Consider the following 14,191-nt stretch of genomic DNA (forward strand, 5'->3'; position numbering starts at 1 on the left):
GCACTTGGTGTCCAGGTCGACACCGATCAGGTGGTACGGGGGCAGCCCGCAGGCGATGCCGTAGCCGGTGGCCCAGGGCGCGGCGGCGAACAGCTCGCGGATGCGGACGGGGTCGGCGGAGGCGTCGTACACGCCGTGTCCGGGGCGACCGCACTCGCCGTGGCAGGGGCGGGCCGGGCCCGGGGATGGGTCGTCGCGGTGCGGGGAGGGCAGGGCCGGGAGCTTCGTCCGGGACAGGGGGAGGACGGCGAGCCCGCGTTCGGCGGCTGACAGCGCGTGTGCGAGGGCCAGGGTCGTGGCCCGCCGGTCGGTGGTCGCCATGGTTCCATGTTCGTACGCACGTTCGAAAAAGGGAAGGGCGCGTGTGGTCGCGGGCGAAAGCGGGCGATACCAGGGTGATGCGGTGAGATGCGGGTTTATCGACTTGTCATCACGCTTGCGTGCGAATGACGGCTTCCAGGGGATTCGTCAGGGATGGGGTGGGCAGCTCTAGGGGCGCGACGTCGTCCACGACAGGTCACCGGCAAGCCCTGGAGGGAAAACACCATGCCAAGCATCCGTACCGGCCGCGTCCTCGCCGCCGTCCCCGCTCTGCGGTGAGCCCGGGCGGGGGCCTTCGTGGGGAAGGCCTCCGCGGGGTGTGCTTTCAAGGGTCGCAACACGTCCGCGCGGCGGTGCCTCGGCGCCGCCGCGCCGGCGTGTGCGCGGGAGCCGTCCGGCGGCGGCCGGCCCTGGTACTCCGCCCTTGACACTCGCCGGTATCTGACGGACAGTCAGAAATCATGGGCCGAGCCAGGGGGTGGCGGTGCGCGAGGAGCAGGTCGGTGACGAACTGGGCGCGCGACTCAAGGAGTACGAGGGGTGTCCGGCCGCCGTCGCCGGCACCGGCAAGGACCCGGTGAACGCGCCGATGATCCGGCACTGGTGCGAGGCGCTGGGCGACACCAACCCCGCCTACACCGGCCCGGACGCCATCGCCCCGCCCACCATGCTGCAGACCTGGACGATGGGCGGCCTGAGCGGACACCGGGGCCGCACCGGGGCGTACCAGGAACTCCTCGGCCTGCTGGACGCGGCGGGCTGCACCGCCGTGGTGGCCACCGACTGCGAGCAGGAGTACCTGCGGCCCCTGCGGCCGGGTGACGAGGTCACGTTCGACACGGTGATCGAGGAGGTGTCCGGCCGCAGGACGACCCGGCTCGGCACGGGCTACTTCGTCACCACCCGCACGGACGTCCGGGTGGCCGGCGAACCGGTCGCCACCCACCGCTTCCGCATCCTCAAGTACGCCCCCGTGCCCCGCGCCCCCCTCCCGCGCCGCCCCCGCCCGGTGGTCAACCGGGACAACGCCGGCTTCTGGCGGGGCGTGGCCGAGCACCGCCTCCTCATCCAGCGCTGCACGGCCTGCGGCACCCCGCGCCACCCCTGGCTGCCGGGCTGCAACGCCTGCGGCAGCCCGGACTGGGACACCGTGGAGGCGAGCGGCGAGGGCACGGTCCACTCGTACGTGGTGCTGCACCACCCGCCCTTCCCGGCCTTCGACCCCCCGTACGCGGTGGGCCTGATCGAACTGGCCGAGGGCGTGCGGATGGTGAGCAACGTGGTCGGGGTGCCGTACGACGAGGTGCGCATCGGGCTGCCGGTGCGGCTGGAGTTCCAGCGGTGCGACGAGGAGCTGACCGTTCCCGTGTTCCGGGCGGTGCGGCGGTGAGGGCCGGGGACCGGCTGCCGCCGCTGCGGATCCCGGTGACCCGCACCCTGATCGTGGCGGGCGCCCTCGCCTCCCGGGACTTCCAGGACGTGCACCACGACCCGGAACTGGCCCGGCGCAAGGGCGCCCCGGACATCTTCATGAACATCCTGACCACGAACGGCCTGGTCGGCCGGTACGTCACCGATCACTTCGGCCCCGCGGCGGTGCTCCGCAAGGTCGCCATCAGACTGGGCGCGCCCAACCACCCCGGGGACACGATGCTGCTGACCGGCACCGTCGAGGAGGTCGCCGGGGACACGGCCGTCGTGCGGGTCGTCGGCGCCAACGGCCTCGGCACCCATGTGACGGGCACGGTCACGGTCACCCTGCCGGAGGCCGGAGCATGAGCCTGCGCGGGCGCGACACCCTCGGCGGGCGGGCGGCGATCGCCGGCATCGGCGCCACCGCGTTCTCCAAGGACTCCGGCCGCAGCGAGCTGCGGCTGGCGGCGGAGGCGGTGCGGGCGGCGCTCGACGACGCCGGACTCGCCCCGGCGGACGTGGACGGGCTGGTCACCTTCACCATGGACACCAGCCCGGAGATCACCGTGGCCCAGGCGTGCGGGATGGGCGAGCTGTCCTTCTTCTCCCGGGTGCACTACGGCGGCGGGGCGGCCTGCGCCACCGTCCAGCAGGCGGCGCTCGCCGTGGCGACGGGCGTGGCGGAGGTCGTGGTCTGCTACCGCGCGTTCAACGAGCGCTCGGGCCGGAGGTTCGGCGCGGGCGTGCAGCACCGGGAGCCCTCGGCGGAGGGCGCGGCGCTCGGCTGGGTGCTGCCGTTCGGCCTGCTCACCCCGGCCTCCTGGGTGGCGATGGCCGCCCGGCGGTACCTGCACGCGTACGGTCTGACGCCGGAGGCGTTCGGGCACGTGGCCGTGGTGGACCGGGCGTACGCGGCGACCAACCCGGCTGCCTGGTTCCACGGCCGCCCGATCACGCTCGCCGACCACGCCGCCTCCCGCTGGATCGCCGAACCGCTGCGGCTGCTGGACTGCTGCCAGGAGACCGACGGCGGCCAGGCGCTCGTCGTCACCTCCCTGGAGCGGGCCCGGGACCTGCCGCGACCGCCCGCCGTGATCGCCGCGGCGGCCCAGGGCGCGGGCCGGGCACAGGAGCAGATGACGAGCTTCTACCGGGACGACCTGACCGGCCTGCCCGAGACGGGCGCGGTGGCCCGGCAGCTGTGGCGCACCAGTGGATTCGGCCCGGACGCCGTCGACGTGGGCATCCTGTACGACCACTTCACCCCGTTCGTGCTGATGCAGCTGGAGGAGTTCGGCTTCTGCGCCCGGGGCGAGGCGGCGGACTTCGTGGCCGAGCGCCGGCTGCCGCTGAACACCCACGGGGGTCAGCTCGGGGAGGCGTACCTGCACGGCATGAACGGCATCGCGGAGGCGGTACGGCAGCTGCGGGGCACGGCCGCGAACCAGGTCCCGGGGGCGGCGCGCACCCTGGTGACGGCCGGCACCGGGGTGCCCACATCGGGCCTGGTGCTGACGGCGGACGGCTGACCCCCTCAGGGTCGAACCCGCAGTCGTCCGGGCCCGCGGTCCACCTTCAGGAGGTGGAGGAAGCCCCACCCCTACAACCTGAGGGGGACTCGCCTTCGGGACCTGCGGGCGATCCGCCGCGGTGGGCCCGCTCCTAGCGTGGAGCCATGACCACACCCGTCTGCACCAGCGCCTCGGCCGCCGCCGCCCCCGCGCGGCAGACCTACCCGTCGTTCGCCTCCTACGTGCGCGCCCGCCAGCCGGTCCTGCTGCGCACCGCCCGCTCGCTGACCGCGAACCCGAGCGACGCCGAGGACCTGCTGCAGACCGCGCTCGCCAAGACCTACGTCGCCTGGGAGCGGATCGAGGACCAGCGGGCGCTCGACGGCTATGTGCGCAGGGCGCTGCTGAACACCCGCACCTCGCAGTGGCGCAAGCGCAGACTGGACGAGTTCGCCTGCGAGGAGCTGCCCGAGCCGGAGCCGCTGCCCGGCGACGGCGACGCGGCCGAGCGGCAGGCGCTGCACGACGCCATGTGGCGGGCGGTCCTGCGGCTGCCGGCGCGCCAGCGGGCGATGGTCGTCCTGCGGTACTACGAGGACCTCAGCGAGGCCCAGACCGCCGAGGTGCTCGGGGTGTCGGTGGGCACGGTGAAGTCGGCGGTCTCCCGTGCGCTGGGCAAACTGCGCGAGGACCCGGACCTGGTGCTGGTCCGCTAGCCGCGGTTCGGCCGCCCGATCCCCTGTTCGGTGCCGGTCCCGCAGGCCGCGGTTCCCTGCCGGTGACCCCTTAGTGACACACCCCCTAGTGACATACCGCGTGGTATGTGCGCAGAATCAGCGCACCCCCTACCTCCGCGTAGGACCACCGCGTAGGCAATGTCGCCCGGGAGGACGCCGTGCTGGCCACGATGCAGGACGTACCGCTGTTGATCTCCAGGATCCTGACCCACGGGTCGACGGTCCACGGCTCCTCACGGGTGACCACCTGGACCGGGGACCCCGAACCGCACCGGCGCACCTTCTCCGGGATCGGCGCCCGCGCCGCCCAGCTGGCGCACGCCCTGCGGGACGAGCTGGGGGTGACCGGCGACGACCGCGTGGCCACGCTCATGTGGAACAACGCCGAGCACGTCGAGGCGTACTTCGCGATCCCCTCCATGGGCGCCGTCCTGCACACGCTGAACCTGCGGCTGCCCGCCGAGCAGCTCGTGTGGATCGTCAACCACGCGGCCGACAAGGTCGTCGTCGTCAACGGCTCCCTCATCCCGCTGCTCGCCCCGCTGCTGCCGAAGCTGCCCACCGTCGAGCACATCGTCGTGTCCGGGCCCGGCGACCGCACCCCGCTGGCCGGCGCCGGCCAGCGGGTGCACGAGTACGAGGAGCTGATCGCGGGCCGGCCCACCCACTACGACTGGCCGGAGCTGGACGAACGCCAGGCCGCCGCCATGTGCTACACCTCCGGCACGACCGGCGACCCCAAGGGCGTGGTGTACAGCCACCGTTCCATCTACCTGCACTCCATGCAGGTGAACATGACGCAGTCGATGGGCCTCACCGACGAGGACACCTCGCTCGTCGTCGTCCCCCAGTTCCACGTCAACGCCTGGGGCCTGCCGCACGCCACCTTCATGACCGGCGTCAACATGCTGATGCCCGACCGCTTCCTGCAGCCGGCCCCGCTCGCCGAGATGATCGAGGGCGAGCGGCCCACCCACGCGGCGGCCGTCCCGACCATCTGGCAGGGCCTGCTCGGCGAGCTGCGCGCCAAGCCGCGGGACGTCTCCTCGCTCACCCAGGTCACGATCGGCGGCGCGGCCTGTCCGCCCTCCCTCATGCAGGCCTTCGACGAGCTCGGCATGCGGGTCTGCCACGCCTGGGGCATGACGGAGACCTCCCCGCTCGGCACGGTGGCCCGCCCCCCGGCCCACGCGATCGGCACCGACGAGGAGTTCGCCTACCGGCGCACCCAGGGCCGCTTCCCGGCGAGCGTCGAGGGCCGCCTCACCGGCCCCGACGGCACGCGCCTGCCCTGGGACGGGGAGTCGGCGGGCGAGCTGGAGGTGCGCGGGCCGTGGATCGCGGGTGCCTACTACAACGGCCCCGACGCCGAACCGCTGCGCCCGGCCGACAAGTTCAGCGCGGACGGCTGGCTGAAGACCGGGGACGTCGGCACCATCTCCCCCGACGGCTACCTCACCCTCACCGACCGGGCCAAGGACGTCATCAAGTCCGGCGGCGAGTGGATCTCCTCGGTCGAGCTGGAGAACGCGCTGATGTCCCACCCGGACGTCGCCGAGGCCGCCGTGGTCGCCGTGCCCGACGACAAGTGGGGCGAGCGGCCCCTGGCCACGGTCGTCCTCCGGCCGGGCGCGACCACCGACTTCGAGACCCTGCGCGCCTTCCTCGCCGACGAGGGCCGCATTGCCAAGTGGCAGCTGCCCGAGCGCTGGACGGTCATCGAGTCGGTCCCGAAGACCAGTGTGGGCAAGTTCGACAAGAAGGTGCTCCGCAAGCAGTACGCGCAAGGCGAACTGACGATCACCCACCTCTGAGGGGACTTGGCCGACGGGGATCCGACGCAGCTCGGCTGCGGGCTGCGGGGGTCCGACGGTGCTCGGCTGCGGGAGGTCCGACGGGGCCGGCTGCCGGGGTGACTGGCGTCGCGCGCAGGCGATCGGCGGGGCCCGCGCGGACCGTACGGCGTCGGCAGGGGTCCGGCACGGGCCGACGCCGGCACCCGCGCGCGGTCGTGGTCGCGTCGGCGCCCGGCCGCGTGTGCGGTTGCGTGCGCGGCGTCGGTGCGACCTCGGCGCGGCCTGCGGCGCATAGTCGCGGAGCCGGGGAGCGGGGGTCGGTGTCCCCGGCATCCCCGGCATTCCCGGCCCGCGGTGGGTCGGAGCGAAGGGCCGTACGCGTCAGTGCCGGGGGCCCCGCAGCGTCGTCGTCCAGCCCAGCACCAGCCACAGCCCCGCCACCGCGCACACCCCGGACCAGCCCCAGTGGCCGAAGGCGGGGCCCGCGGCGGCCGAGGCGAGGGCGCCACCGGCGAAGCCGGAGACGACGTAGGCCGTGTTGGCGGTGGCCGGGGTGGTGGTCGTCGTGAGGGCGAGGGTCTGGTTGGCGACGTGGGAGGCCACCAGGGCCGCGTGGATCGCGATCGCGGCGGCGAACAACGCCGGCAGCACCTGTCCGCCGAGCCAGAACAGCGGTACCGCGACGGCGGCCAGCACATACGCGGCGCCGACGACCCGGGTCGCGCCGAACCGGTCCACCAGCCCGCCCGCCAGCGGCGCCACCGCGCTGGCGGTCAGCCCGAAGAGGCCGAAGAGCCCGGCCGTCGCGGTGGACAGACCGTACCCCGGGCCGGTCAGCAGCAGCGCCAGCGAGGTCCACAGCGCGCTCCACGCCCCGAACATCCCCGCCTGCCGCAGGCACGCCCGCCACAGGTCGGGCGAGCGGCGCAGCAGTCCCGGCAGCTCGGCTATGCCGGAGAACAGCCCGCCCTGCCGCACCGGCCGCTCGGCCGGCAGGGCCAGCGCGGTGGCCAGCCCCAGGGCGAGGGTCAGTACGGCCGAACCGGCGAACACCCAGCGCCAGCCGAAGGCCTGCCCGGCGAGCCCGCCGAGGACGCGGGCCGCGACGATGCCGGTGAACAGCCCGGCGATGACGGCCGCGACGTGCCGGGCGCGCCGGTCGGCCGGGGCGCGCGCCGCGACCAGCGGCACGAGCAGCTGCGGTACGACGGTCGCCGCGGCGGCGACGAACACGGCGGCGGCCAGCGCGGCGGTGCCCGGGGCGGCGGCCGCGACGAGCAGCGCCACCGCGGTGGCCACCGAGAGCCAGCCGACCAGCGGACGGCGGTCGACGCGGTCACCGAGCGGGGCGAAGAAGAGCAGGCCGGCCGCGTAGCCGAGCTGGGCCACCGAGGCGATCCAGGCCACGGCCGCGGGAACGGTGCCGAAGTCGTGCGCGATCAGCGGGAGCAGCGGGGCCGCGAGGTAGATGTTGGCGGCCGTGACGGCGGTGCAGACGGCGATGAGCAGGAGGAAGAGGGTGCCGGAGGCGGATCGCCCGCCGACGGGTGCCCGGAGCCCGGGCGCCTGGCGGGTGCTGGTGGCTGACGGCATGAGGGGGACGCACTCCTTAGAGCCGACTCACACAACTAACTGGTTGGTTGAAACTTCCCAACACAGTGCACCACTCCGGCATTCCTAGTCAACCAACTAGTTGGTTACCGACCGCCCTGCGCCCTACCCTGTCCCCATGGCACCAGTGAGGGACCCCGAGGCCACCAAGGCCCGCATCTTCGACGCGGCGGTCGCCGAGTTCGCCCGGCACGGCATCGCGGGCGCCCGCATCGACCGCATCGCCGCCGAGGCCAAGGCCAACAAGCAGCTGATCTACGCCTACTTCGGCAACAAGGCGGAACTGTTCAGCAAGGTCCTCGGCATCTGCATGGTCGACCTCGCGGCGGCCGTACCCGTCGACCCCGACGACATCGAGGGCTGGGTCGACCGCCTCCTCGACTACCACGCCACCCACCCCGAACTGCTGCGCCTGCTCTTCTGGGAGGGCATCGAGTACGGCAGCGCCGAACTGCCCGACGAACCGGCCCGCCAGGACCACTACGCCCGCAAGGTCGGCGCGCTGCGGGACGGCCAGGCCCGGGGCGTCATCACGGACGCCATCCCGGCCGGTGACCTGCTGATCCTGATCACCGCGCTGACCAACTGGATGGCCGTGGTCCCGCAGATGCGGCGCATCCTCGCCGGCAGCCGGGACTCCGACCGCGACCGCCTGCGGGCCTCCATCAAGGAGGCGGCCCGCAGACTGGTCGCCCGCTAGCGGCTCCGTGCCGGGTGTCCGGCTCAGTGCCGGGCGTCTAGTTCGTGCCGATCCGGGCCAGCAGGTCCACGATCCGCGTCTGCACCTCGGCGCTGGTGGAGCGCTCGGCGAGGAACAGCACGGTCTCGCCCGAGGCCAGCCGGGGCAGGTCGGCCGGGTCGACCGCGGCCGTGTAGACGACCAGCGGGGTGCGGTTGAGCTGCCCGTTCGCGCGCAGCCAGTCCACGATCCCGGCCCGCCGGCGGTGCACCTGCATCAGGTCCATCACCACCAGGTTCGGCCGGAACTGCCCCGCCAGCGTCACCGCGTCGTTGTCGTTCGCCGCCCGCGCCACCTGCATCCCGCGCCGCTCCAGCGTCGAGGTCAGCGCCAGCGCGATCTCCGCGTGCTCCTCGATGAGCAGCACCCGCGGCGGATGCTGCTCGCTGTCCCGAGGCGCCAGCGCCTTCAGCAGGACGGCCGGATCGGCGCCGTACGCCGCCTCGCGCGTCGCCTGCCCGAGACCGGCCGTGACCAGCACCGGCACCTCGGCGGCCACCGCCGCCTGGCGCAGCGACTGCAACGCGGTCCGGGTGATGGGCCCGGTCAGCGGGTCCACGAACAGGGCGGCGGGGAACGCCGCGATCTGCGCGTCGACCTCCTCGCGCGAGTGCACGATCACCGGCCGGTAGCCGCGGTCGCTGAGCGCCTGCTGGGTCGTCACGTCCGGCGCGGGCCAGACCAGCAGCCGGCGCGGGTTGTCCAGCGGCTCCGGGGGCAGCTCGTCGTCCAACGGCTGCGGACGCGGGGTGTCCGCCACCTCCACGGCCCCGCCGGGACCGTCGAGCGGCTCCGGCCCCTCGGCGGCGCCGGGACCCGGGGCACCTATGGCGTACGACCGTCCGACCCCTTCGGTGCCCGCGGCCGGCCGGGGCTGCCCACCGAGCGAGGGCTGTGCGCCCGGCGCGGGCGCGGGCGCGGGACCGGCGGGCGAAGGCTGCGTCACTGCCGGCTGCCCCACGAGCGGCGCCTGGCCACCGAGGGAGGGCTGGCCACCGAGGGAAGGCTGGCCACCGAGGGAAGGCTGGCCACCGAGGGACGGCCGGCCGCCAGGGGACGGCTGTCCCGGCTCGGCCGGCGGGTGCGGCCGGGCCGTCTGGTCCGGCTGCGGGTCGGGGCGGGTGGCCGGGTCGGGGGGCGTGCCCAGCTTGCGGCGCCGGCCCGAACCGCCCGGCGCGTGCGGCGGCGGCGTCGCCGTCGGCTGCTGCACCTGGGCGGCCTGCCGCGCGAACGGCACCCCCTGCCCGAGCGTGCGCACGCTGATCGCGCGCCCCTGCGTCGAGTCGGGGTCGACCGGCGCACCGCCCGCGGACTCCGCGGGCAACGGCTGCGCGGCCGCTACGGCGGACCCGGTGGCTGCGGGAGGGAGCGGGGTGCCGGGAGCCGGGGTGGGAGCCGCGGTACCCGGCCACGGGCGCTGGGCGCCGGCCGCCGGGTTGCCGCCGGGCGGCCCGGCCTGGGCCCCCTGCGGACCCGCGGGCACCTGTCCGGCCTCGGCGGGCAGCGGCTGTGCGCCCGCCGCGGTCACCGGGCTACCGGCGGGGGCGGTGCCCGGCTGCGGTGCCGCGGCGGGAGCGGGCTGTGCCGGGGCGCCCTGCGCGGGGACGGCCGACGGCTGCTGGACCGGCGTGCCCTGGGCGGGCACGGCCACCTGGCCGGGGACGACGGCACCGGGCTGCGCACCGGGCGCCACCGGCCCGGGACCGGCCTGGACCGGGGCGCCCTGGCCCGCCGTGCCCTGGGCCGGGACGCCGGGAGTCGCCTGTCCGGCAGCCGGCGGTACGGCCGCACCCTGCGGGACCTGCCCGGGAGCGGCCGGCGCCGGCACGGACTGCGCCGCCGCCTGCCCGGGCTCGGCAGGCCGGGCCACGGCCCGGCGCCGCCGGCCGGTCGGGGCGCTGGTGGGATGGGGCTGCGGCGGCGTGTGGTCCTCGGCCTGGTCGAGCGGTACGGCGTCGTGCCGGCCGTCGTCCCCCGCGATCTCACCCGGGATCCCCGCGACCTCACCCGGGACGCCCTCGACGGACACCGGCACCTGCGCGGGCACCTGGGCCTGACCGGGCACGGGCACCTGGGCCTGACCGGGCACCTGCGTCTGACCGGGCAGTACCCCGGCACCGGCCACCGGGCCGCCGTCCGGCCGTGCGCCGGCAGCCGCAACCGCAGCCGCAGCCGCGCCGGGGACGGACGGGTCACCGGCACCCGGAGCCACGGGAGCGCCGGTGTCCGGCGCCACGGGTGCGGGCGCGCTCGCACCCGGTGCCACCGGCACGGCGGCACCCACGGCGGGAGCGGGAGCGGGACCGGCGGCGGAGTCGGGGCCGGCGTCGGCCGGTGTGCGGTCGGCCTCGGCCGGCGGCAGGGCGAAGACCGTCCGTCCGCCCGCCTCCTGCGCCGCGGCGCGCTCCGCCGCGGCGGCCAGCGCCCGTCGGCGCCGTCCGCCTGACTGCGTACCCTCGGCCGCCCCACCGGCCTGCGCCGGCTCGCCGCCGGCTGCGGGAAGGGCGGGGGGCAGGGCGGCCTGCGGGGCATCGGAGTCGCGGCGGGCCCGCCGGCCCGTGGGCCCGGGCACGCCCTGCGGCGGCACGGTGCCACCGAGTCCCGTACCCGAGGCGGCGGCTCCCGCGCTCTGCTCGGCCGCGGTCATCACGGCACCCTCGGCCACACCCTCGTCCACGCCCTCGCCGTCACCGGCGCCGCCGGCGCCGATCTCGGCGGGCCGCCCGCGGCGACGCCCGGTCCCGCCGGACGCGCCGTCCGCGGCCTCCGCGGCCTCGACCGGAACCACGGCCGCCGCCTCGGCGGGCGCGGCGGCGCGCCGCCGGCGCCGCCCGGTCGGCAGGGGTGCCTCCGCCTCGCCGGCGTCACCCGCGCCGGCCATGTCACTCTCCAGGAAGGCGTCCGTGGAGGCCCGCCGGGCCCGCCGCCGGCCGCCGGCGGCCTGCTCGGCCGCACCGGAACCGTCCCCGGCGCCCTCCGCGCCCTCCGCGCCGTCCGGGAGCCGCAGCGCCTGCTGGGCGTCGGCGGCGACCGCACCCGCCCCGCCGCCGAGCGGCACCTCGAGGACGTACGCGCTGCCGCTCATGCCCGGCACCTCGTGCGTCTGCAGCACGCCGCCGTGGGCCCGGACGATCCCGCGCACGATCGGCTCGTGCACCGGGTCCCCGCCCGCGTACGGCCCGCGCACCTCGATCCGCGCGACCTCACCGCGCTGCGCGGCGGCCACGACGACGGTGCTGTCCAGGTAACCGCCCGCCGACACGGGCGAGTTGCCGGTGGCGTCGACCCCGGCGACGTCCGCGACGAGATGCGCGAGCGCGGTGGCGAGCCGGCGCGGGTCGACCTCGGCCTCGATGGGCGGGGCGTGGACGGCGAACTGCACGCGTCCCGGCCCGATCAGCTCGACGGCCCCGTCCACACCGGCGGCGACGACGGCGTCCAGCATCACCTTCGTACGGGTGATGTCCTCGCTGCCCGCGTCCAGCCGCTGGTAGCCGAGGACGTTGTCGATCAGGGTCGTGATCCGTGAGTACCCGGCCGAGAGGTGGTGCAGCACCTGGTTGGCCTCGGGCCACAGCTGGCCGGCGTCGTCGGCGGCGAGCGCGGCCAGCTCGCGCCGCAGCTCGTCCAGCGGTCCGCGCAGCGACTGGCCGAGCAGCGTGAGCAGCTGCTCGTGCCGCCCGGCGAGCGCCTCGTACCGGTCCTTCTCCCGCTCGGCGAGGGAGGCGTACCGCTCCTCGCCGGCCGCCACCTCCTCCGCGTGCTGCTCGCGCAGCTCCTCCACCTCGCCGACGTGCTGCTGGCGCAGCGCGGTCAGGTCGGAGGCGTGTTTCTCGGACAGCCGTTCCAGCTCCTCGGCGTGCGCCGTCTCCAGCGCGGCCTTCTCCTCGGCCAGGGCGTCGTACGGCCGCCGGTCGGTGAAGGTCATCACGGCGCCGACGAGCTGGTCCCCGTCCCGCACCGGGGCGGTGGTCAGGTCGACCGGCACCTTCTTGTCGCCCTTGGACCACAGCACCTGCCCGCGCACCCGGTGCTTGCGCCCGGAACGCAGGGTGTCGGCGAGCGCCGACTCGTCGTACGGGAAGGGGGAGCCGTCGGCACGGGAGTGCAGCACCAGGGTGTGCAGCTCCTTGCCGCCCAGCTCACCGGCGCGGTACCCCAGGATCTGGGCGGCGGCCGGGTTGACGAGCACGATCCGCCCGTCGGTGTCGGTGCCCACGACACCTTCCGAGGCCGCCCGCAGGATCATCTCGGTCTGCCGCTGCGAGCGGGCCAGCTCGGCCTCGGTGTCGACGGTCCCCGACAGGTCCCGGACCACGATCATCAGCAGTTCGTCGCCGGTGTAGCCGTAACCGTCGTACGCCTGCTGCCCGTTCTCCAGGTTCGCGCTGGTGACCTCGACCGGGAACTCGGTCCCGTCGGTCCGCCGGGCCACCATCCGGGTGGGCTTGGTACGGCCCCGGGGATCCATGTGGTCGGGCCGCCGCATCGACCCGGGGATCAGCCGGGAGTCGAAGTCGGGCAGCAGATCGAGCAGCCCGCGCCCCACGAGCGCCGTACCCGGCGCCTCGAAGGCCTCGAGCGCGATGGTGTTGGCGTTGACGACGGTTCCGTTGGCGTTGACCAGGACCAACGCATCCGGCAGCGCGTCGAGTATGGCTGCGAGGCGAGCAGCGCCTCGGGATGGCCTGCTGCTCACGAGTCGCCTTCCTCCCTGTTACCGCACGTTGCCGACCGCTCGGGCCATCTTGCCAACCGGCCCGCGACGTGTCACGCGAGGGAGTCTAAGGGCACGGGTTGCGCTCGCGGCGCCGGATGAGAGGGAGGTCCCACGAGGAAGTGACGGCGAACGCGTGAGCGCACGGTCCGGCTCCCCGAGTCCTCCCCCGGACCTTTACGGAACCAATGCGTCCGCCAAGCGCCCCGCAGACCCCTGCTCCGGCCCCGGCCCCGGACCCTGAGCCGCCCCCCTGACCGGCTCCTCGCCCCGCCCCTTCCCCTTCCTCCGAGCCGCCCATCCTCGGCAGCAGGGGCACCATCCGGTCCCAGCGGCCGATCTCGCACCCGTCGCCGCGGTCGTACGAGGCGTCGACCGGCCGCCCGGCCCAGGTCCCGGTGACGTGGGCGGTCGCCGGTCCGCCGTAGAGCAGGGTGCAGCTGGTGCCGGGCGGCACCGGCGCGAAGGGGTCCCGGCCCCACCGCGTGTGCTCATCGAGCAGCCGGCAGGCCCCGGCGGCGTCCGGATGCCGGCCGGCGACGGGATGACAGGACACCTCGTACGTCCCGTCCCGCCCCGCCCCGGCGTGCCGGACCACGACGGTGAGGTGATCGGCCGCGTCCTCGGGACGCACCGGCGGCGGCAGGGCGCCGGCCGCGGCGGCGGGTACGGCGGTGAGCGGTACGAGGGACACGACGGCGCACAGCGACGCCCACAGGAGGCGCCGTCCGGCACCCGGCAGTACGAAGTCCATGCCCGGTCCAACGCGGCTGCGGCCGGGACGTTGCGCGGGTACCCCCCTTCGCCTCGGCTTCCCGCCCGCCCGGCCGCCCGGCGAAGCCCTTTGCCCTGCGGCCCGCCTGCCTAGTACCGTGGGGGGCGATTGGTGACGCGGCGCTTGCCTGTGTCATCATCTGCACGAACCATTCGCGCGCTCGCGTGAGCGGTTGTGCTGGAGGCGTCGCCTAGTCCGGTCTATGGCGCCGCACTGCTAATGCGGTTTGGGCCTTAAAGCCCATCGAGGGTTCAAATCCCTCCGCCTCCGCCCCACCCGAAGCCCCGGTCCCCAGGACCGGGGCTTCGTCGTTCCGCCCCTGCTCCCGCCGTTCTGGACGTTTCCGCAGGTCACAAGGGGTGCGGGGATCGGATTTCACATGGCGGCGGCAGTCATGTAATGTTCTTCCTGTCGCCGCGAGCGGGCCGAAAGGGCCGGGAGCGAAGGCAAAACAAAAGAACAAGCACTCGTAGCTTAACGGATAGAGCATCTGACTACGGATCAGAAGGTTGCAGGTTCGAATCCTGCCGAGTGCACACAGACAAGAGGCCCCGGATCACTCCGGGGCCTC

At 75.0% G+C, this 14,191-nt stretch carries 8 protein-coding genes, 2 tRNA genes and 2 pseudogenes; 8 read left to right on the plus strand and 4 right to left on the minus strand.

Translation table 11 applies throughout. The annotated features are described in order from the left end of the window. Window positions 1–321 (minus strand): annotated as a pseudogene (locus tag IE312_RS42015) (bifunctional DNA primase/polymerase); the annotation flags it as partial. 484 nt (window positions 322–805) lie between these two features. On the opposite strand from IE312_RS42015, the gene IE312_RS27045 reads away from it, so the two are divergent. The 5 genes from IE312_RS27045 (at window position 806) to IE312_RS27065 (ending at window position 5,796) form a co-directional block, all read left to right on the plus strand. Continuing rightward, entirely contained in the window at window positions 806–1,711 is a 906-nt protein-coding gene (locus IE312_RS27045) for a bifunctional MaoC family dehydratase N-terminal/OB-fold nucleic acid binding domain-containing protein (RefSeq protein ID WP_229900484.1), read from the plus strand. Continuing rightward, a complete protein-coding gene (locus IE312_RS27050; RefSeq protein WP_189984928.1) occupies window positions 1,708–2,100 on the plus strand; it encodes a MaoC/PaaZ C-terminal domain-containing protein in 393 nt (130 codons plus the stop codon). Before IE312_RS27045 ends, IE312_RS27050 begins: the two co-directional genes overlap by 4 nt. Then, the gene (locus tag IE312_RS27055) at window positions 2,097–3,263 is read left to right on the plus strand and encodes a lipid-transfer protein (RefSeq protein WP_189984929.1); all 1,167 of its coding nucleotides are present in this window, start codon (window positions 2,097–2,099) and stop codon (window positions 3,261–3,263) included. Before IE312_RS27050 ends, IE312_RS27055 begins: the two co-directional genes overlap by 4 nt. 146 nt (window positions 3,264–3,409) lie before the next feature. Beyond that, the gene (locus IE312_RS27060) at window positions 3,410–3,961 is read left to right on the plus strand and encodes a SigE family RNA polymerase sigma factor (protein ID WP_189984930.1); all 552 of its coding nucleotides are present in this window, start codon (window positions 3,410–3,412) and stop codon (window positions 3,959–3,961) included. 179 nt (window positions 3,962–4,140) lie between these two features. Then, entirely contained in the window at window positions 4,141–5,796 is a 1,656-nt protein-coding gene (locus IE312_RS27065; protein WP_189984931.1) for a long-chain fatty acid--CoA ligase, read from the plus strand. A gap of 363 nt (window positions 5,797–6,159) precedes the next feature. On the opposite strand, the gene IE312_RS27070 is transcribed toward IE312_RS27065, so the two are convergent. Then, window positions 6,160–7,371 (minus strand): MFS transporter, encoded by a 1,212-nt coding sequence (locus tag IE312_RS27070; RefSeq protein ID WP_189984932.1) that lies wholly within the window; start codon window positions 7,369–7,371, stop codon window positions 6,160–6,162. A gap of 136 nt (window positions 7,372–7,507) precedes the next feature. Here IE312_RS27070 and IE312_RS27075 point away from each other — a divergent pair, with 136 nt between their 5' ends. Beyond that, window positions 7,508–8,089 (plus strand): TetR/AcrR family transcriptional regulator, encoded by a 582-nt coding sequence (locus IE312_RS27075; RefSeq protein WP_189984933.1) that lies wholly within the window; start codon window positions 7,508–7,510, stop codon window positions 8,087–8,089. Between the two features lie 37 nt (window positions 8,090–8,126). On the opposite strand, the gene IE312_RS27080 is transcribed toward IE312_RS27075, so the two are convergent. Then, the gene (locus IE312_RS27080) at window positions 8,127–12,827 is read right to left on the minus strand and encodes a response regulator (RefSeq protein ID WP_189984934.1); all 4,701 of its coding nucleotides are present in this window, start codon (window positions 12,825–12,827) and stop codon (window positions 8,127–8,129) included. Window positions 12,828–13,137: 310 nt separating this feature from the next. Further along, window positions 13,138–13,599: pseudogene (locus IE312_RS27085) on the minus strand (SSI family serine proteinase inhibitor); the annotation flags it as partial. Between the two features lie 200 nt (window positions 13,600–13,799). On the opposite strand from IE312_RS27085, the gene IE312_RS27090 reads away from it, so the two are divergent. Further along, a tRNA-Ser gene (locus IE312_RS27090) sits at window positions 13,800–13,890 on the plus strand. A 193-nt stretch (window positions 13,891–14,083) separates the two neighbouring features. Further along, window positions 14,084–14,156, plus strand: a tRNA-Arg gene (locus IE312_RS27095). The last annotated feature ends 35 nt before the right edge of the window (window positions 14,157–14,191 follow it).

Origin of the sequence: Streptomyces capoamus, from assembly GCF_014654935.1 — a bacterium.
GTDB classification, from domain to species: domain Bacteria; phylum Actinomycetota; class Actinomycetes; order Streptomycetales; family Streptomycetaceae; genus Streptomyces; species Streptomyces capoamus.